The sequence below is a fragment of the Arthrobacter sp. JDC6 genome (assembly GCF_056484025.1).
This window is the reverse complement of sequence record NZ_CM151278.1, coordinates 2225819-2245034: the sequence shown is the minus strand read 5'-3', so window position 1 is coordinate 2245034 and position 19216 is coordinate 2225819. Positions and strand designations below refer to the sequence as shown.

General features: G+C 66.2%; 16 protein-coding genes. 9 read left to right on the top strand and 7 right to left on the bottom strand.

Annotated features, from left to right (window positions below):
* Positions 1-3 precede the first annotated feature (3 nt).
* From whiA to ACV095_RS10465, 7 genes are all read left to right on the top strand, one after another.
* Entirely contained in the window at positions 4-984 is a 981-nt protein-coding gene (whiA, locus tag ACV095_RS10495) for a DNA-binding protein WhiA (protein WP_015937022.1), read from the top strand.
* Between the two features lie 102 nt (positions 985-1086).
* Positions 1087-1713 carry a superoxide dismutase gene (locus ACV095_RS10490; RefSeq protein WP_018771980.1) on the top strand — a complete coding sequence of 209 codons (627 nt, stop codon included), beginning with the start codon at positions 1087-1089 and terminating at the stop codon, positions 1711-1713.
* A 261-nt stretch (positions 1714-1974) separates the two neighbouring features.
* A complete protein-coding gene (gap, locus tag ACV095_RS10485) occupies positions 1975-2985 on the top strand; it encodes a type I glyceraldehyde-3-phosphate dehydrogenase (RefSeq protein WP_018771979.1) in 1011 nt (336 codons plus the stop codon).
* Positions 2986-2995: 10 nt separating this feature from the next.
* Positions 2996-4222 (top strand): phosphoglycerate kinase, encoded by a 1227-nt coding sequence (locus tag ACV095_RS10480; RefSeq protein ID WP_478223395.1) that lies wholly within the window; start codon positions 2996-2998, stop codon positions 4220-4222.
* 123 nt (positions 4223-4345) lie between these two features.
* On the top strand, positions 4346-5161 hold the full coding sequence (gene tpiA / locus ACV095_RS10475) for a triose-phosphate isomerase (RefSeq protein WP_018771977.1): 816 nt from the start codon (positions 4346-4348) through the stop codon (positions 5159-5161).
* Between the two features lie 48 nt (positions 5162-5209).
* Positions 5210-5467 (top strand): preprotein translocase subunit SecG, encoded by a 258-nt coding sequence (gene secG / locus ACV095_RS10470; RefSeq protein ID WP_018771976.1) that lies wholly within the window; start codon positions 5210-5212, stop codon positions 5465-5467.
* Between the two features lie 135 nt (positions 5468-5602).
* Positions 5603-5998 carry an RNA polymerase-binding protein RbpA gene (locus ACV095_RS10465; RefSeq protein WP_026266190.1) on the top strand — a complete coding sequence of 132 codons (396 nt, stop codon included), beginning with the start codon at positions 5603-5605 and terminating at the stop codon, positions 5996-5998.
* Here the strand turns inward: ACV095_RS10465 and pgl are convergent.
* Genes pgl through tkt form a run of 6 tightly spaced genes read right to left on the bottom strand, consistent with a single transcriptional unit; the run spans position 5951 to position 14170 of the window.
* Positions 5951-6721: a 6-phosphogluconolactonase gene (gene pgl / locus ACV095_RS10460; protein ID WP_263422505.1), complete on the bottom strand. Its 771-nt coding sequence runs from the start codon at positions 6719-6721 to the stop codon at positions 5951-5953. The two genes, ACV095_RS10465 and pgl, sit on opposite strands and share 48 nt — an antisense overlap.
* Positions 6722-6758: 37 nt before the next feature.
* Positions 6759-7700 carry a glucose-6-phosphate dehydrogenase assembly protein OpcA gene (locus ACV095_RS10455; RefSeq protein WP_134165361.1) on the bottom strand — a complete coding sequence of 314 codons (942 nt, stop codon included), beginning with the start codon at positions 7698-7700 and terminating at the stop codon, positions 6759-6761.
* Complete coding sequence (gene zwf / locus ACV095_RS10450) at positions 7697-9256, bottom strand: glucose-6-phosphate dehydrogenase (RefSeq protein ID WP_026266207.1); 1560 nt, start codon at positions 9254-9256, stop codon at positions 7697-7699. The genes ACV095_RS10455 and zwf overlap by 4 nt, the downstream gene beginning before the upstream one ends.
* 15 nt (positions 9257-9271) lie before the next feature.
* Positions 9272-10903, bottom strand: a complete 1632-nt coding sequence (locus ACV095_RS10445; RefSeq protein ID WP_268003117.1) for a glucose-6-phosphate isomerase — start codon at positions 10901-10903, stop codon at positions 9272-9274.
* Between the two features lie 5 nt (positions 10904-10908).
* A complete protein-coding gene (tal, locus tag ACV095_RS10440) occupies positions 10909-12024 on the bottom strand; it encodes a transaldolase (RefSeq protein ID WP_018772119.1) in 1116 nt (371 codons plus the stop codon).
* A gap of 28 nt (positions 12025-12052) precedes the next feature.
* Positions 12053-14170, bottom strand: coding sequence for a transketolase (gene tkt, locus ACV095_RS10435; protein WP_026266206.1), 2118 nt, complete (start codon positions 14168-14170; stop codon positions 12053-12055).
* 519 nt (positions 14171-14689) lie between these two features.
* Between tkt and ACV095_RS10430 the strand changes: the two genes are divergently transcribed.
* Together ACV095_RS10430 and ACV095_RS10425 are read left to right on the top strand one after the other, a co-directional pair.
* Positions 14690-15649, top strand: a complete 960-nt coding sequence (locus tag ACV095_RS10430; protein WP_018772117.1) for a heme o synthase — start codon at positions 14690-14692, stop codon at positions 15647-15649.
* 222 nt (positions 15650-15871) lie between these two features.
* Positions 15872-18139, top strand: a complete 2268-nt coding sequence (locus tag ACV095_RS10425) for a SulP family inorganic anion transporter (RefSeq protein WP_478223394.1) — start codon at positions 15872-15874, stop codon at positions 18137-18139.
* Between the two features lie 108 nt (positions 18140-18247).
* On the opposite strand, the gene ACV095_RS10420 is transcribed toward ACV095_RS10425, so the two are convergent.
* Entirely contained in the window at positions 18248-19210 is a 963-nt protein-coding gene (locus ACV095_RS10420) for a COX15/CtaA family protein (protein WP_018772115.1), read from the bottom strand.
* Between the last annotated feature and the right edge of the window lie 6 nt (positions 19211-19216).

Below are 19216 nucleotides of genomic sequence, written 5' to 3'. Positions count from 1 at the left end.
GCCATGGCACTGACAGCATCAGTCAAGGAAGAACTGTCCCGTCTGGACATCAAGAAGTCATCAGTGCGCAAGGCTGAGGTTTCCGCCATGCTCCGGTTTGCCGGGGGACTGCACATCATCTCCGGCCGGATCGTCATCGAGGCGGAAGTGGACCTGGCCTCTACGGCGCGCAGGCTCCGTGCCGCCATCGCAGAGGTCTACGGACACCAAAGCGAAATCATCGTCGTTTCCGCCGGCGGACTCCGGCGCGCCAGCCGCTACGTCGTCCGCGTAGTCCGTGACGGCGAGGCGCTGGCACGCCAGACCGGCCTCCTGGACGGACGCGGACGCCCCGTGCGCGGCCTGCCGTCCGCCGTCGTGAACGGTTCCGCGGCGGACGCCGAGGCCGTCTGGCGCGGGGCCTTCCTGGCCCACGGCTCCCTCACGGAACCCGGCCGGTCATCATCGCTGGAGGTCACCTGCCCGGGGCCAGAATCCGCCCTGGCCCTGGTGGGCGCGGCCCGCCGCCTGGACATCCAGGCCAAGGCCAGGGAAGTCAGGGGAGTGGACCGGGTGGTGATTCGCGACGGTGACACCATCGCCGCACTCCTGACCCGCATGGGAGCCCACGACGCCCTGATGGTCTGGGAGGAGCGCCGCATGCGCAAGGAGGTCAGGGCAACCGCCAACCGCCTCGCCAACTTCGACGACGCCAACCTGCGCCGTTCCGCACAGGCAGCGGTGGCGGCAGGGGCAAGGGTGGACCGGGCACTGGAAATCCTCGGCGACGACGTTCCGGACCACCTGAAGTACGCAGGCGAACTGCGGGTGGCGCACAAGCAGGCCAGCCTGGACGAGCTGGGCCGCCTGGCCGACCCCGTCATGACCAAGGATGCTATTGCCGGCAGGATCCGCCGGCTGCTGGCCATGGCGGACAAGCGCGCCCTTGACCTGGGCATTCCCGGAACGGACGCCAATGTGACGCCCGAAATGCTGGACGAGTAACCGCCCCATAGAATCAAAAATAATTCCGGGCACCAGCTGCCCGGATGCACAATCCGAGAGTTACCAACCGGGCCTGACGGGTCCACGATATTGGAGGATTTTGTGACCGAGTACGTATTGCCGGAACTCAGCTACGACTACGCCGCCCTCGAACCGCACATTTCCGCGCGGATCATGGAACTGCACCACAGCAAGCACCACGCCGCCTACGTGGCAGGCGCCAACAACGCCCTCGCCCAGTTGGCCGAGGCGCGCGAAAAGGGCGACTTCGCCAACATCAACCGGCTTTCCAAGGACCTCGCGTTCCACACCGGCGGCCACATCAACCACTCCGTGTTCTGGAAGAACCTCTCCCCGGACGGCGGCGACAAGCCCGAGGGCGAGCTGGCTGCCGCGATCGATGACGCCTTCGGCTCCTTCGATGCCTTCCGTGCACAGTTCTCCGCCGCTGCCCTGGGCCTCCAGGGATCGGGCTGGGGCTTCCTCGCCTACGAGCCCATCGGCGGAAACCTCGTCATCGAGCAGCTGTACGACCAGCAGGGCAACACGGCACTGGGAACCACCCCGCTGCTGATGCTGGACATGTGGGAGCACGCCTTCTACCTGGACTACGTCAACGTGAAGGCCGACTACGTCAAGGCCTTCTGGAACATCGTCAACTGGGCGGACGTTGCCAAGCGTTTCGAGGCAGCACGCACCAACGCCACGGGACTCATCACCCTCCCGTAGTGGGCGGTACCATACCCTGCTGTAACAAACTTCACATTCGGACTTAAACCACCCGCAATGTGGACCGTCCGCCCCCGCACTTGCGGGGGCGGACCCAGTTAAACGTAAGATAGGTCACGGAAGGCGGTTAGCCTTCAGCAATGAGGCTGGTCGCCCTCCGTTTGTAAATCATCTCTGCCCAATGGCGTGCGGGATCTGTTAGTTGGCTTGATAGCCCGCTCAACTAGTTGTGCTTCTGAAAGCACCAAGGAGACTGAAAAAGTGACGACCCGTATTGGTATCAACGGCTTTGGCCGTATTGGCCGCAACTACTTCCGCGCAGCCCTGGCACAGGGCGCCGACCTGGAGATCGTTGCAGTCAACGACCTCACCAGCCCCGAAGCCCTGGCCCACCTGTTCAAGTACGACTCCGTGGGCGGCCGCCTGAAGGAAACCATTGAGGTCAAGGACGGCAACATCGTCGTCAACGGCAACGTCGTCAAGGTACTGGCTGAGCGCGACCCCGCCAACCTCCCCTGGGGCGAACTGGGAGTGGACATCGTCATCGAGTCCACCGGCTTCTTCACCAAGGCCGCCGATGCCCGGAAGCACATCGATGCCGGCGCCAAGAAGGTCCTGATCTCCGCTCCCGCCTCGGACGAGGACATCACCATCGTGATGGGCGTGAACCACAACCTGTACGACAACGCCACGCACCACATCATCTCCAACGCCTCCTGCACCACCAACTGCCTCGGCCCGCTGGCCAAGGTGGTCAACGACGAATTCGGCATCGAACGCGGCCTGATGACCACCGTCCACGCCTACACCGCAGACCAGAACCTGCAGGACGGCCCGCACAAGGACCTGCGCCGCGCCCGCGCTGCCGCCATCAACATGGTCCCCACTTCCACCGGCGCCGCCAAGGCCATCGGCCTGGTCCTGCCTGAGCTGAAGGGCAAGCTGGACGGCTACGCCATCCGCGTTCCCGTGCCCACCGGCTCGGCCACCGACCTCACCGTCACCGTCTCCCGCGAGACCACCGTGGAGGAAGTCAACGCAGCCCTCAAGCGCGCCGCCGAATCCGAGGAACTGCAGGGCTTCCTGACCTACACGGACGAGCCCATCGTGTCCTCCGACATCGTCGGCGACCCCGCATCCTCCATCTTCGACTCCGGCCTGACCAAGGTCATCGGCAACCAGGTCAAGGTTGTTTCCTGGTATGACAACGAATGGGGCTACTCCAACCGCCTCGTAGACCTTACGGAGCTCGTCGCATCCAAGCTGGGCTAGGGTTAGACACATGACATCTCACACCCTCAACGAACTGATCGCTGAAGGTGTCCGCGGGCGGTACATTCTGGTTCGAAGTGACCTGAATGTGCCGCTCGACGGCTCTACAGTCACTGATGATGGCCGTATCAAGGCCTCCCTGCCAGTGCTGCAAAAGCTCACGGACGCCGGTGCCCGCGTGCTGGTAACAGCCCACCTGGGACGCCCCAAGGGCGCCCCGGAAGACAAGTGCTCCCTCCGCCCCGCAGTGGACCGCCTCGCCGAACTGGCAGGCTTCAAGGTCACCCTTGCAGCCGACACCGTCGGCGATGCCGCCAAGGCAGCCGCCGCGTCGCTGCAGGACGGTGAAGCGCTGGTCCTTGAGAACGTCCGCTTCGACGCCCGCGAAACCAGCAAGGACGACGCTGAACGCGGAGCCTTCGCGGATGAGCTCGTGGCGCTCACCGGCGGCAACGGCGCCTACGTGGATGACGCCTTCGGCGCCGTCCACCGCAAGCATGCCAGTGTCTATGACGTCGCCACCCGGCTTCCGTCATACCAGGGCGACCTGGTGCACGCCGAAGTGGAAGTCCTCCGAAAGCTGACCACCGACACCCAGCGCCCCTATGTGGTGGTGCTCGGCGGCTCCAAGGTCTCGGACAAGCTCGCGGTCATCGACAACCTGATCGGCAAGGCTGACACCATCCTGGTGGGCGGCGGCATGCTCTTCACGTTCCTGGCGGCAGCAGGCCACAAGGTTGGCTCCAGCCTCCTTGAGGAGGACCAGATCACCGTCGTCCAGGACTACCTGAAGCGCGCGGCCGATGCCGGCACGGAATTCGTTGTCCCCACGGACGTTGTGGTGGCAGAGAAGTTCGCCGCCGACGCCAGGCACGAGACCGTGGCAGCCGACGCCATTGAAGGCAGCAGCTTCGGCGCCCAGGGCATCGGCCTGGACATTGGGCCGGATACAGCGGCTGCCTTCTCCGAACGGATCAAGGGCGCGCGGACAGTCTTTTGGAACGGCCCCATGGGTGTCTTCGAATTCGAGGCATTCTCGGCCGGCACCCGTGCAATCGCCCAGGCCCTCACCGAAACCGGCGGGTTCACCGTGGTGGGCGGAGGGGACTCCGCTGCCGCTGTGCGCACGCTGGGTTTCAGTGATGACCAGTTCGGACACATTTCCACTGGCGGCGGCGCCAGCCTGGAATACCTTGAAGGCAAGGAACTCCCCGGCCTCAGCGTCCTGGACCGGTAGGGCCAGGCCGGTAGAACCACCGCTGCTTTCCCAGCAGTAAACGGACTTCGCAGTCCTCCGGCCGGCAGGTTGCCCGCGGCAGCCTGCCGGCCGCACACATATCAAGAACTTTTTGGAGATTACGTGACTACGTCAACGAACGGCGCTTTCGACCGCAAGCCCTTCATCGCGGGCAACTGGAAAATGAACATGGACCACGTCCAGGGCATCACGCTCCTGCAGAAGCTGGCCTGGACCCTCTCCGACGCCAAGCACGACTACAGCCGCGTCGAGGTGGCCGTCTTCCCGCCGTTCACGGACCTCCGCGGTGTCCAGACCCTGGTCCAGGGCGACGACCTGCAGGTCGCCTACGGCGGCCAGGACCTGTCCCAGTTCGATTCAGGAGCCTACACCGGCGACATTTCCGGGCAGTTCCTGAACAAGCTCGGCTGCAAGTACGTCCTGGTGGGCCATAGCGAACGCCGCACCATCCACAACGAATCCGATGACGTCCTCAACGCCAAGGTCAAGGCCGCCTTCAGGCACGGGGTCACCCCGGTCCTCTGCGTCGGCGAAGGCCTTGAGATCCGCCAGGCCGGAACCCACGTCGACCACACGCTGCAGCAGCTCCGTGCCGGAGTGTCCGGCCTGACGGCCGAACAGGCCGCCGAACTGGTGGTGGCCTACGAGCCCGTCTGGGCCATCGGCACCGGTGAAGTGGCAGGACCGGAGGACGCACAGGAAATGTGCGCCGCCATCCGCGCCGAGCTGGAATCGCTGTTCGGTGCCGGGACAGCCGGCAAGACCCGCCTTCTCTACGGCGGTTCGGTAAAGGCCAACAACGCGGCAGCGATCCTGCAGGAACGCGACGTGGACGGCCTGCTGGTGGGAGGCGCAAGCCTCGACCCCGCCGAGTTTGCTAATATTGTCAGGTTCGAGAGCCACCTGGTCGCGGACTAGTCCCCAGCCAGCGAAAACTCCCGTAATCCCAACTTCTGAAAGGCCGTCGTGGACGTTCTTCATGTCATTCTGCAGATCCTCCTGGGCATCACCAGCCTCCTGCTGACGCTGCTGATCCTCCTGCACAAGGGACGCGGCGGCGGGTTGTCCGACATGTTCGGCGGCGGCATGAGCTCGGGCCTCAGCTCTTCAGGCGTGGCAGAACGGAACCTCAACCGCTTCACCATCATCCTGGGCGTGACGTGGGGCGTGGTGATCATCGCCCTTGGCCTGATCATGCGGTTCAGCGGGACCGGGGATTCCTGACCCTGCTGTACAAGGTCCTTTAGGCCCTGCCGCCCGGTAGGCCTGCCAATTAGACTGTGGCTGTCGGTTCACCCGGTGGCCACAGTCTTGTTTAAGCTGCAGGTCCCCGGCGTCCGCTTCGAGGCAGGAGTCGTAATGGTCCATCCGTCATCAGGCTTCCGGGGCACCCGCGCCGGGGTTACTGCAGGGTCCGGGTCGAGCCTGCAGTCCAACGACTCGTCCCCGCGCCCTCTTCCCCGTATCCGGGTGTCCTATTGGTGTGCCAGGGGGCATGAGACGCAGCCCGTGTTCCTGAAGATGCCCGAGGACCAGATTCCCGCGACGTGGGACTGCAGGCGTTGTGGCGGACCCGCCACCAGGGACGGACGGGCCGCGGCTGCTGACGACCCTTTCGACGACGGCTACAAGAGCCATCTGGAATACGTTAAAGAACGGCGCTCCGCCCAGGACGCCGAAGACGTCCTGGCCGGAGCGCTGGAAAAGCTACGCGCCCGCGGCGTCCTTCCGGACCAACTGCTGCGGGACACGTGAGGCTGCATTCTCGTCAATCAGCCACAGGGTTCGGGACGTTCCACGGGGGCCGGACGCCGGTACCTGCACAGGGTTCGCCCCTGCCAGCGCCAGCCCCACAGCTCCTGCCTTGTCCTCACCGGCCACAACCATCCAAACCTCCGCCGCCGTATTGATGGCGGGAAGGGTCAGCGAGATCCGCAGCGGCGGCGGCTTGGGGGAGTTTCTGACACCCACCACCGTGCGCTCCTTTTCGCGGATGCCGGCCTGTTCCGGAAACAGCGATGCGATGTGTGCGTCGGGCCCCACGCCGAGCAGCACCACGTCCAGCCGGGGGAGCGACGATGGCTCCTCCGGCCGGTCGTCGGACATGTCGGCCGCGTGTTCGTCTGCTGCGGCTTCCCGCAGCTGGCGGGCGTAGTCCTCGGCGGCTTCCTCCGGAGTGCCGAACTCATCCGAAGAACCAGGGGAGTGCACCCGGTCCGGATCGACGGGGATGTGGGACAGCAGTGCGTCGAACGCCTGCCTGGTATTCCGCTCAGGATCGGCAGACCCGACGAATCGTTCGTCGCCCCACCAGAAGTTGACCTTGGACCAGTCGACGGCGGGCGCTGCCGGTGAGTCCGCAACCGCCTTCAGCGTGCCGATCCCCACGGTTCCCCCGGTGAGCACCACGGTGGCTTCGCCGTACTTGTCCTGCACATCAACGAGCTTGGTGATCAGGCGGGCCGCGATGGCGGCCATGAGGACGGACGAATCTGGATGGATGCTTACTCGTGGGTCAACGCTCACTGGGTCGGACGCTCCTTAGATTGGTACGTGGCAGTCCCATAGTAATCACTTCCCCGAAGACTTCGTCCGGGTCGAGGCGGCGGAGTTCTTCGGCGAGGCAGTCGCGGAGGCTGCGGCGTGGGAGGGAGATCCGTTGGGCGGGCTGTCCCGGTTGGGTGAGTTCGGCGACGGAAAGTCCGGGGCGGAAGAGCTGGACGTCGCCGCCGGGGCGGCTGAGGCGGACGCGGCGGATGCCGGTCCCTGCCGGGTCCGCGACGATGGTCACGGGTGCGTCCAGGGTCAGGGTGAGCCAGGCTGCCAGCAGGATGGTGGAGGGTGAGTCCGAGGCGCCTTCGACCGCGACGGCCGTGACCGGTGAGGAGTCCACTTCGTCCAGGGCTGCCGCGAGCTGGATCCGCCAGTTGGTCAGCCGGGTCCAGGCGAGGTCGGTGTCGCCGGCCTTGTAGGTGCGGTGGATCCGTTCCAGTGCGGCCTGGGGGTCGGGTTCGTTCGCGGAGTCGGTGATCCTGCGGTGCGCGATCGCGCCGATGGAGGTCTCGCACGCGTTCGCGGGGGCGCCGTGCGGCCACCAGGCCACGATCGGGGCGTCCGGGAGCAGCAGCGCGGCCACCAGGGACTCGGACTCGTGGGCCAGTTGGCCGTAGCCGCGCAGCACGATCACTTCCGAGGCGCCGGCGTCCCCGCCCACCCGGATCTGCGCGTCGAGCCGGTCTTCGGCGTCCTTCCCGGCGTCGGCGAGGACGATGATCCGGCAGGGGTGTTCCCGGCTGGCGTCGTTCGCGGCCTCGATCGCTTCTTCCTCGAGCCCGGACTTGGTCACGACCACCAGGGTCAGGACCCGGCCCAGCGCGATCACGCCGCCCTGCTCGCGCAGGGCCATGAGTTTCTTGGACACCTTCGAGGTGGTGGTGTCGGGCAGGTTAACGATCATGGCCTTCTCCAGGTTCGTCCGTCACGGGCCAGCAGCTCATCGGCCGAGGCGGGGCCCCAGGAACCGGGGGCGTAGGGTTCGGGCTGCTCACTCAGGGACGCCCAGTATTCCTCGAACGGGTCAAGGATCTTCCAGGACAGCTCCACTTCCTCATGCCTCGGGAACAGCGGCGGCTCACCCAGAAGCACGTCCAGGATCAGCCGCTCGTACGCCTCCGGCGAGGACTCCGTGAACGAGTGCCCGTAGCCGAAGTCCATGGTCACGTCGCGGACTTCCATTTGCGTGCCCGGGACCTTGGAACCGAACCGGATGGTCACGCCCTCATCGGGCTGGACCCGGATCACCACGGCGTTCTGCCCGAAGTCATCCTCCCCGTGGTCACGGAACAACAGGTTCGGGGCGCGCTTGAAGACCACCGCGATTTCGGTCACGCGCCGGCCCAGGCGCTTGCCGGCCCGCAGGTAGAACGGCACTCCGGACCAGCGGCGGGTGTGGATGTCCACCCGGACAGCGGCGTAGGTTTCGGTGGTGGAATCGGCGGGGATGCCTTCTTCCTCCAGGTAGCCCTGGACCTGCTCGCCGCCCTGCCAGCCGCCGGTGAACTGCCCGCGGGCCGAGTGCGTGGACAGGTCGTCCGGGAGCTTGACCGCGGCGAGGACTTTTTCCTTCTCTGCCCGCAGGTCATCGGCGTTGAAGGAGATCGGCTCCTCCATCGCCGTCAAAGCGAGCAGCTGCAGCAGGTGGTTCTGGATCACGTCGCGGGCCGCGCCCACGCCGTCGTAATATCCTGCCCGGCCGCCGGTGCCGATGTCCTCGGCCATGGTGATCTGGACATGGTCCACGTAGTTGGCGTTCCACAACGGCTCGAACAACTGGTTCGCGAAACGCAGCGCCAGGATGTTCTGCACCGTTTCCTTGCCCAGGTAATGGTCAATCCGGAACACCGCGTCCGGCGGGAACACCGATTCGACGATGTCGTTCAACTGCCTGGCCGACTGCAGGTCGTGACCGAACGGCTTTTCGATCACCACGCGCCGCCATTTGTCCCCCTCGGCCTGCGCCAGGCCGTGCTTGGAGAGCTGCCGGCAGACCTGCTCGAACGCCTTGGGCGGGATCGACAAGTAGAACGCGTGGTTCCCCCGGGTGCCCCGGACGTCGTCGAGTTCCTTGATGGTCTCACCAAGGCGCTCAAAGGCCGCGTCGTCGTCGAACTCGCCCTGGACAAACCGGATGCCCTCGGACAACTGGTTCCACACGGCCTCATCGAACGGCGTCCGCGCATGGGCCTGCACCGAGGCCTTCACCTCGGCGGCGAAATCTTCCTTGTCCCACTCCCGGCGGGCAAAACCCACCAGCGCGAAACTCGGCGGCAACAGCCCGCGGTTGGCAAGGTCATACACCGCAGGCATGAGCTTCTTCCGGGCCAAATCACCCGTGACCCCAAAGAGCACCAACGACGACGGACCGGCAATCCGGTTCAAACGGCGGTCACGCGGATCGCGCAACGGATTACGCCCGCGGCCCGCGCCCTTCCTGCCGTATTCAGTTTCTGGCATGGTTGCTTCTGCGCCTTAGCTTTCGGTAGCGGATGCGCGGGTGGACAGGGCAGCGACGATGTCCTGCAGCTGCGCCACGCCGGCGGCACGGTCGGTGAGGTGGAGGCGGAGCACGGGACGTCCGTGCCCACCCAGGACCTGGGCGTCGCCTGCTGCCTGTGCGGCGATGAGTTCGCCAAAGCTGAAGGGCCGGTCCGGGATCCCCAGATCCTCGGCGGGGGTGGCGGTGACCTGGAGGAACACGCCAATGGCGGGACCGCCCTTGTGGAACTGGCCGGTGGAGTGCAGGAAGCGCGGACCCCAGCCGAACGTCACCGGACGGCCGGTCGCGGCGGCAAGTTCGTCCCGGATACCCTCCAGCCCGGCGAACGCCAGCCGATCGAAGTACGCCTGGACGCTCAGGTAGCTGTCCGCGGCCAGGGTGCCCAGCAGGGCCTTGACGGCGCCCTCCGCCGTGGCGGCGTTTCCGAGCCAGTCCCCGCCGCGCACCTCAATGGCGCCGTCGACGAATGCCGCAGGCGTGGGCTCCGGCTGGGCGTCCAGCAGCCCACGCGCTGCCACCTTGGCGGCCTCAACGTCGGGCTGGTCGAAGGGGTTGATCCCCAGCAGGCGCCCCGCAACGGCGGTGGCGAACTCCCACACCATCATCTGGGTGGCAAGGCCGCCGGCAATGGCCACCTGGTTGTCACCGGGTTCGACGTCGGCATCCGCGGCGACGAGCCGCACCACCAGGACGTCGGGGGCACCGGAGGTTACCTCCGGGGCCTGCGGCCCCGCGACGACCGGCAGGATCCCGGTTCCCAGCTTGCCCGTGGACTCGGCGATGAGCTGCTCAGCCCAGTCCGCGAAGCCAACGATGCCGGAGCCGTCCTCGGCGATGACGACCTTGTTCCGCAGCGGGCTGGTTCCGCCCAGCGCGGCGCCCAGTGCCAACCCGATGTTTTCAGGGGCGTCGTCGTTGAGGATCTCGGCAGCTTCCTCGGCTTCGTCCAGGAATGCCTGGATGTCCACGCCGGCCAGGCCGGAAGGAACCAGGCCGAACGCTGTCAGCGCGGAGTAGCGGCCGCCCACGTTGGGGTCGGCGTTGAAGACGGCGCGGTAGCCGGCTTCACGGGAGGCCTTGTCCAGCGGCGATCCCGGGTCCGTCACGATGATGATCCGGCTCTTGGCGTCCACGCCGGCCTCGGTGAAGGCATGCTCGAAAATCCGGCGCTGCGAGTCGGTCTCCAGGGTGGAGCCGGACTTGGACGAGACCACGATTGCGGTCTGGCCCAGCCGGTCCGCCAGGGCAGCCCGGACCTGGTCCGGGTCCGTGCTGTCCAGCACTGTCAGCTCGACGCCGGCGGTGCCCGCGATGACCTCAGGGGCCAGCGAGGATCCGCCCATGCCGCAGAGCACGATCCTGCTCACTCCCTCCGCGCGCAGGGCGTCGCGGAGTTCCAGGATGTCCTTGACCAAAGGCTGTGAGACTGTTGCCGCCTCCACCCACCCAAGGCGGATTGCCGACTCCGATTCGGCGTCGGGACCCCACAGGGTGTGGTCCTTGGCGAAGATCCGCGTGGCGACCCGGTCCTCCACCAGGGCGGGAAGGTGCTGTTCAAGCGCGTGCTGAGCAGCGCCGGTGGCGTCGAAGCTGAGAGTGCTCATAGGTGTTAGGAAGCCTTCCGTGCAGAGGCCAGGGCACCTTCGACGTCGGCCAGCAGTTCCTTCCAGCTGGCCACGAACTTGTCCAGGCCTTCGGTTTCAAGGAGTGCCACGACGTCGTTGTAGGAGACCCCGAGCTTTTCAAGGGCGTCGAGGGTTGCGTTTGCTTCGGCGTAGGTGCCGGTGATGGTGTCACCGGTAACCACGCCGTGGTCGAAGGTGGCATCCAGCGTCTTTTCCGGCATGGTGTTCACCACGCCGCGGGCCACGAGTTCGGTGACGTAGAGGGTGTCCGGGTAAGCAGGATCCTTCACACCGGTGGAAGCCCACAGGGGGCGCTGGGGGAGAGCCCCGGCGTCGGCCAGCAGCGCCCACCGTTCGGTGGCGAAGAGCTCTTCGTAGACCTGGTAGGCCAGGCGGGCGTTGGCCACGCCGGCCTTGCCCTTGAGGGCTTTTGCCTCGTCGGTGCCGATCTTGTCGAGGCGCTTGTCGATTTCCGTGTCCACGCGGGAGACGAAGAACGAGGCAACGGAGTGGATCTTCGAAAGGTCGTGGCCGTTCTCTTTGGCCTGTTCCAGGCCGGACTGGAATGCATTGATGACCGCGCGGTACCGCTCCAGCGAGAAGATAAGGGTCACGTTGACGCTGATGCCCTCGGCCAGTGTTGCCGTGATGGCTTCAAGGCCCTCGATGGTTGCCGGGATCTTGATCAGGACGTTGTCCTTGTTGACTCGCTGCGAGAGGTGCTTGGCCTCGGCGATGGTCCCTGCGGTGTCCCAGGCAAGGCGCGGGTCGACTTCGATGGAGACGCGGCCGTCAACGCCCTTGGTGGCAGCAGCCACGGGTGCAAACAGGTCGCAGGCATCAGCAACGTCGGTGGTGGTGATCTCGAAGATCGTGTCCTCCACGCTGGCGCCTTCTGCAGCCTTGCCGGCAATGATGTGGTCGTAGTCGGTGCCGGACGTGATGGCTGCGTGGAAGATGGACGGGTTGGTGGTCACGCCGACCACGTTCTTCTCTTCAATGAGCTTGCGGAGGGTGCCGGTCTGCAGGCGTCCGCGGGAAAGGTCGTCGAGCCAGATGGAGACTCCGGCGTCGGAGAGCTGCTGGGTGGGAGTAGTCATTTCTTGTATCTCCTAAAAGATGAGGGTTTCAGGCCTGGAGGCTGGAGATGGAGTCCTTGGCTGCGGCAGCCACTGCTTCTGCCGTGATGCCGAACTCCTGGAAGAGGCGCTTGTAGTCCGCGGAAGCGCCGTAGTGCTCAAGGCTCACGGAACGGCCGGCGTCGCCGACGAATTCCCGCCAGCCCAGGGCCAGTCCTGCTTCCACCGAAACGCGTGCCTTGACGGCGGCGGGCAGGACGGATTCGCGGTAGGCGGCGTCCTGCTTCTTGAACCACTCGACGCACGGCATGGAGACAACCCGGGCTGCGATGCCTTCGGCCTGGAGGGCTTCGCGCGCCTGGACGGCCAACTGGACCTCGGAGCCGGTGCCGATCAGGATCACGTCGGCCGGAACCGTGGCGCCGTCCTTCGAGGCCTCGGCCAGGACGTAGCCGCCCTTTGCAACACCTGCGGTGGAAGCGAACGTGTCGCCGTCGGCGTCGCCCGCGCCACGTTCCCAAGTGGGGATGTTCTGGCGGGTCAGGACGATGCCGGCAGGGTTGCTGTGGTTTTCGAGCATGGTCTTCCACGCAGCTGCCACTTCGTTGGCGTCGCCGGGGCGGACCACGTCCAGGCCAACGATGGCACGCAGCGAGGCGAGCTGTTCCACCGGCTGGTGGGTGGGGCCGTCTTCGCCCAGGCCGATGGAGTCGTGGGTCCAGACGTACAGCGACGGAACACCCATGAGCGCGCCGAGCCGGATGGCGGGGCGCTGGTAGTCGCTGAAGATCAGGAAGGTGCCGGAGAAGGCGCGGGTGTTGCCCGCCAGGCTGATGCCGTTCACGATCGAGGCAGCAGCGTGCTCGCGGATGCCGAAGTGCAGCACGCGGCCGTAGGGGTTGCCGGACCAGGCACCGGTCTGCTTGGAGGCCGGCACGAAGGACGGCGAGCCCTCGATGGTGGTGTTGTTGGACTCGGCGAGGTCGGCGGAGCCGCCCCAGAGTTCGGGCAGTACCGGGCCCAGCGCGTTCAGTACCTTGCCCGATGCTGCGCGGGTGGAAACGTCCTTGCCTGCCGGGAAGACCGGAAGGGCAGCGTCCACGCCTTCGGGGAGTTCCCTGGCCTCGATGCGCTGCAGCAGAGCCGCGCCTTCAGGGTTGGCTGCCTGCCAGGCATTGAAGGACTCTTCCCATTCCTTGCGGGCGGCGGCGCCACGGTCCACTACGGAGCGGGCGTGGGCCAGGACTTCCTGGTCCACATCGAAGGACTTGGACGGGTCGAAGCCCAGGACTTCCTTCAGCGCTGCGACTTCCTCGGCGCCGAGGGCGGAGCCGTGGATCTTGCCGGTGTTCTGCTTCTTGGGCGCCGGGTAGCCGATGATGGTGCGCAGGGAGATGATGGAGGGCTTGGAGGTCTCAGCCTTCGCTGCGAGCAGGGCCGAGTACAGCTCCTGCACATCTTCCTTGTATTCGCCCGTCTTGGTCCAGTCCACCCGCTGGGTGTGCCAGCCGTAGGCTTCATAGCGCTTCAGGACATCTTCGGTGAAGGCGATGTCGGTATCGTCCTCGATGGAGATGTGGTTCTCGTCGTAGATGACCACGAGATTGCCGAGTTCCTGGTGGCCGGCGAGCGAGGAAGCCTCGGCCGTGACGCCTTCCTGGAGGTCGCCGTCGGACGCAATGACCCAGATGGTGTGGTCGAACGGCGATTCGCCGGCGGGGGCATCAGCATCGAACAGGCCGCGCTGGCGGCGCTGGGAGTAGGCGAAGCCAACCGAGGAGGCCAGGCCCTGGCCCAGCGGTCCGGTAGTGATCTCCACGCCGGCGGTGTGCTTGTACTCCGGGTGTCCCGGGGTCAGCGAACCCCACGTGCGAAGCGCCTCCAGGTCCTTCAGTTCCAGGCCGTAGCCGGAGAGGAACAGCTGGATGTAAAGGGTCAGCGAGGTGTGGCCGGGGGACAGGACGAACCGGTCGCGGCCCAGCCACTGCGGATCGCGCGGGTCATGGCGCATCAGCTTCTGGAAAAGAAGGTAAGCGGCGGGGGCCAGGCTCATGGCGGTTCCGGGGTGGCCGTTGCCCACCTTCTCTACGGCATCGGCGGCCAGGACGCGGATGGTGTCCACGGCGCGCTGGTCCAAGCTGGTCCATGACAGTTCTTGCTCTTCCAAATGTGGCACGAAAACCGGGCCCCTCTCTGTGCTGATGGCGGCTGTACACCGGTTCCGTTTGAGGGCGCACTGCGTGGCGCCTGCTGCGGTGTGTACCAGCCGTTCACCATCGAAACGTTGATCCTTGCATTCAGTCACGGACAGCAGCGGGAATGCGTTTTCCACCGCTTTCTTGCTGCGTGCTGATCTGTTGACAGCTTAGCTCTTATCCATTCTGCGGGCGGCCCAAATCTCACGTTTTGGACGCAATTTCCCCTTTTGTGAATCACCGTCACGAAGGGTTGAGTTAATCTGCTCGAATGGGCCCGTGAGCAATCATCTGCGCATATGGCGGGGCCGGGACAGCGCCCGCGGCGCGGTATGATATTCGGAGGCCAACGCCGGGCGTGCATCCCTATCGCCGTCCGGGGTTTCCCGACTGTTGCACGCACCTGAAGCATTTCCTCCCTTCTTGCCGTGCCCGGGTCCGGGCCGCACGACCGGAGCTGCACTGCCAGCCTCAACTGCCACACAGAACGGGTGACTGCCACCGTGAGCACAACAGATACGCCGCTGAACGCATCCCGGGCCTCCGGCGCCGGGTTTGCCCGTAAGGCCAAGGCGTATCTCGCCCTCACCAAGCCGCGCGTGATCGAACTGCTGCTGGTCAGCACCCTGCCCACCATGATTTACGCCCAGCGGGGCTTCCCATCCATCGGACTGATCCTCGCCACGCTGGTGGGCGGTGCCTTCGCTGCGGGCAGCGCCGGGGCCTTCAACTGTTACATCGACCGCGACATCGACAAGCTGATGCACCGCACGGAGAACAGGCCGCTGGTCACCGGTGAAGTCACCCCGCGCGAGGCGCTGGTCTTTTCCTGGCTGCTGGGTGCCGCCTCGATCGTGATCCTCTGGTTCGGAGCCAATCCGCTTTCCGCCTGGCTGGGGCTGGGTGCCATCTTCTTCTACGTGGTCATCTACACCATGATCCTCAAGCGGCGCACGGCGCAGAACATTGTCTGGGGCGGTGCAGCAGGCTGCTTCCCGGTGCTGATCGCGTGGGCTGCCGTCACCAACTCTGTTGAGTGGCCGGCGGTCGTCCTGTTCATGGTGATCTTCCTGTGGACCCCGCCACACTACTGGCCCCTGTCCATGCGTTACGGCGAGGACTACCGGAACGCCAACGTCCCCATGCTCGGTGCCATCGCCGGCGCCAAGGTGGTGTCCGTCCAGGTGGTCCTGTACGCCTGGGCCATGGTGGCCTGCTCCCTGCTGATGATTCCTGCGGGTGGGGCCGGTTGGGTCTACACCGTAACCGCAGTCCTGGCCGGCGCGTGGTTCCTTTATGAATCCCATGCCCTGTATTCGCGCGCCCACAGCGAGGACATCCCGGACAAGCGCGCCATGAAGGTCTTCCATGGCTCCATCAGCTACCTGACGCTGTTGTTCATCGCGCTGGCGGTGGACCCGTTCGTCGGGCATGCAATCATGGCCGGCTAGGCCCCGGGGCGCAGATCGCCGACGCACATCCCCGGCCCAAGCCCATCGGCGGCCCCCACCTGAGTGGTGGGGGCCGCCGTTTGCGTTAACCCGCGCAGGCTGCGCGTGCACGGAATCGAAACCGATATGACATTTTTGTCATATCGGTCACTTTAAGTGTCATCCATCATGACCAGCTGCTTACGGTGGGGTGGACCCTTCCCTCGATCAAAGGAAAAATCCATGGAAGTCCGTCCCTCCACAATTCCCGCCCCCAGCCACAGCCCGCCGGGAGGCCGGGGAAGCCGTGGCCGCTTCACCTTCCGCCGCCCGCCGTTTGCTGCCCATTTGGGCGCCGACGTACCCGCATCCCTGGTGGTGTTCCTCGTGGCCCTCCCGCTCTCGCTCGGCATCGCAGCCGCGTCGGGAGCCCCCGTCATGGCAGGCCTCATCGCTGCAGCCGTGGGCGGGATCGTGGCCGGAAGCCTGGGCGGCTCACCGCTGCAGGTGAGCGGACCCGCGGCCGGGCTGACCGTCGTCGTGGCCGGGCTGGTCCAGGAGTTCGGATGGCAGGTGACCTGCGCCATCACCGCGGCCGCGGGCGCCGTGCAGCTCCTGCTGGGCATCAGTCGCGTGGGCCGGGCCGCCCTGGCCGTCTCACCGGTGGTGGTCAAAGCCATGCTCGCCGGCATCGGTGTCACCATCATCCTGCAGCAGGTCCACGTGCTTCTCGGATCCCGGCCGGCAGGCTCGGCCCTCGAGAACCTTGCGGCACTGCCGGCAGTCATCACCAACCTGGAACTGCACGCGGCCCTGCTGGGACTGGCCGTCGTGGCAATCCTGCTGTGCTGGAAGTTCCTGCCCGCCACGGTCCGGCGTGTTCCGGGCCCCCTGGCCGCCGTCGCGGCAGGAACCGCACTGGCCGTGGCCTTTGCCCCCGGTGTTGAGCGCATCTCCCTTGATGGCTCCATTTTCGATGCCATCGCCCTGCCGCAGCTTCCGGACAGCAACTGGCGCGCGTTCGCTTTTGCCATCTTGACCATGGCCCTCATCGCCAGCATCGAGTCCCTCCTGTCGGCCGTGGCCGTGGACAAGATGCAGACCGGTCCGCGGACCAACCTGAACAGGGAGCTCATCGGGCAGGGCACCGCAAACATCGTTTCCGGGTCCCTGGGCGGCCTGCCCGTGACGGGCGTCATTGTCCGCAGCGCCACGAATGTGGAAGCGGGAGCGGCTTCCCGGACATCCGCAGTGCTGCACGGTGTCTGGGTCCTGGCTTTCTCTGCCCTCTTTGCCGGGTTGATCCAGCTGATCCCGCTGGCCGTCCTGGCCGGCCTGCTGGTGGTTATCGGCGCGCGGCTGATCAAGGTGGCGGACATCCGGACCAGCCTGCGCACGGGAGACCTCATCATTTACGCGGTTACCCTCATCTGCGTGGTGTTCCTGAACTTGTTGGAAGGAGTCATGATCGGCCTGGCCCTCGCCGCTGCCAGTGTGCTGTGGCGTGTCCTGCGGGCCCCCATCCAGGCGCACCGTCCCGCCGCACCGCCGTCGCCCTGGCGGGTGACCATCGCGGGATCATGCAGCTTCTTCGCGCTGCCAAAGCTCAACGGCGTCCTGCAGTCGGTGCCCGCCGGCGCGGACGTGGTGGTGGAGCTCAACGCCGACTATGTTGACCATTCCTTCCGGGAAGCCCTGTTGGCCTGGCAGCTCCAGCACCAGGCCGCCGGCGGCACGGTGAACCTCGAGGAGCACGGCAACACGGTGTTCCGGGACGCCGCCCACCAGGCTCCCCGGCGCGAGGAAGCCACCGAGTTGCCCCTTCCGCCAAGGAAGGAGCCGTTGTTGCAGGGCGTCAACAAATACCACCGCCGGTTTGCGCACCAGGTCCGTCCGCTGGTGCATGACCTGACGGAAGGACAGAACCCGGACAGCCTGTTCGTGGGCTGCATCGATTCGCGCGTCAATCCGAACCTGATCACCAGCAGCGGCCCGGGGGACCTGCTCACGCTGCGGAACATCGGCAACGTGGTGTGCGGCAATGGCCAGGACGCCTCAACGGATTCTGCCCTGTCCTTTGCCGTCAACGGCCTGGGAGTGCAGTCGGTCGCCATCTGCGGGCACTCCAACTGCGGCGCCATGAAGGCGCTGCTCGCAGAGGCCGGCGGCGAAGACAACAGTTCGCTTGGTCCGGCATTCGGACAGTGGCTGGACCACGCCCGGCCCAGCTACACGGAGCTGCTGGCAGGGCATCCGGTGGGCCGGCAGGCGGCGGCGGCGGGTTACGCCCGGGTGGACCAACTGGCGATGGTCAACGTGGCCGTGCAACTGGCCAAGCTGCAGGACCACCCGGTGACGGGCCCGGCGCTGGTGGAGGGAAAGGTGCAGGCAACGGGCCTCTTCTACGACATTGCCACCGCGCAGGTCCTGCAGATCACCGCCTCGGGGATCCGGAACCTTGACCCGGCCGGCGGGTCCGGGCTTCGGATCAACGCCTTCGCTGAACGGTAATTTCCCGGGACGCCTGCAAGGCGGCGAAACATACAAAGGCGGTAAACGCAGGCGCCCCGGCCCCATCCCGGGCCGGGGCGCCTGCGCGCTGTACGGGTGGGCGGGCGCCTACTTCGCTGCCCTGGATGAGTCCACGGCACTGGAACGGGCGATGTCCCAGGCGTTGGTCGATGCCGCCATCAGCAGGGCCGCGCCGAGCATGTGGGCCGCTACCAGCAGCGCCGGAATACCGTTGTAGTACTGCGTAAACCCGATCACCGCCTGGAGCACGGTGACGCCAAGGAGGGCCAGGACGGCCGTCCGGAAGGGGCCCGTAATGCGGCGCCTGATGACCAGGACCAGGGCCACTACAGTCCCGGCAGTCACCAGGTACGCGGGCACGGCATGGATGTGGGAGAACAAATCCCAGTCCAGGTCGTTGCGGGGAGCATCGGCGTCACCGGCATGCGGGCCGGCCCCCGTGACCACCACGCCGAGCATCACGGCGACGGCGGAGAAAAGCGCGACGGCGGCCGTCACCGGGCGCAGGGGTGCGGGCAGGGCGGCGGGCCGGGTGGCAAGGAAGCGGCCGGTCCGCCCGAAGGCACGGTTGACCAGCAGGGTGGCGAAGACCACCAGCGCCATGGAGACCAGGAAGTGCAGGCCCACCACCCACGGGTTGAGGTTGGTCAGCACGGTGACGCCGCCGATCACGGCCTGGGCGGGGATGCTGGCCAGCAGGCCCAGTGCCAGGAGGAAGAGGTCCTTGCGCTCCTTCCGGAGGTTCCACAGGTACACCAGCATCAGGGCGGCGACGGCGGCCAGCGCGAACGTCAGGAGCCGGTTGCCGAACTCGATGAAGCCATGGATGCCCATCTCCGGAGTGTTTACCAGGGAGTCGGAGGTGCAGCGGGGCCAGGTGGGGCAGCCAAGGCCCGATGCGGTGAGGCGGACGGCGCCGCCGGTGACCACCAGAAGCGTCTGGCCGATCAGGGAGGCGACGGCGAGGCGGCGGATGCGGACGTCCACGGTGCGTGGGAGCCGCGAGGCCAGGCGGCCGGCGAGCTGGGGGAGGCGTGAAGCCGTGGACACGGTTAT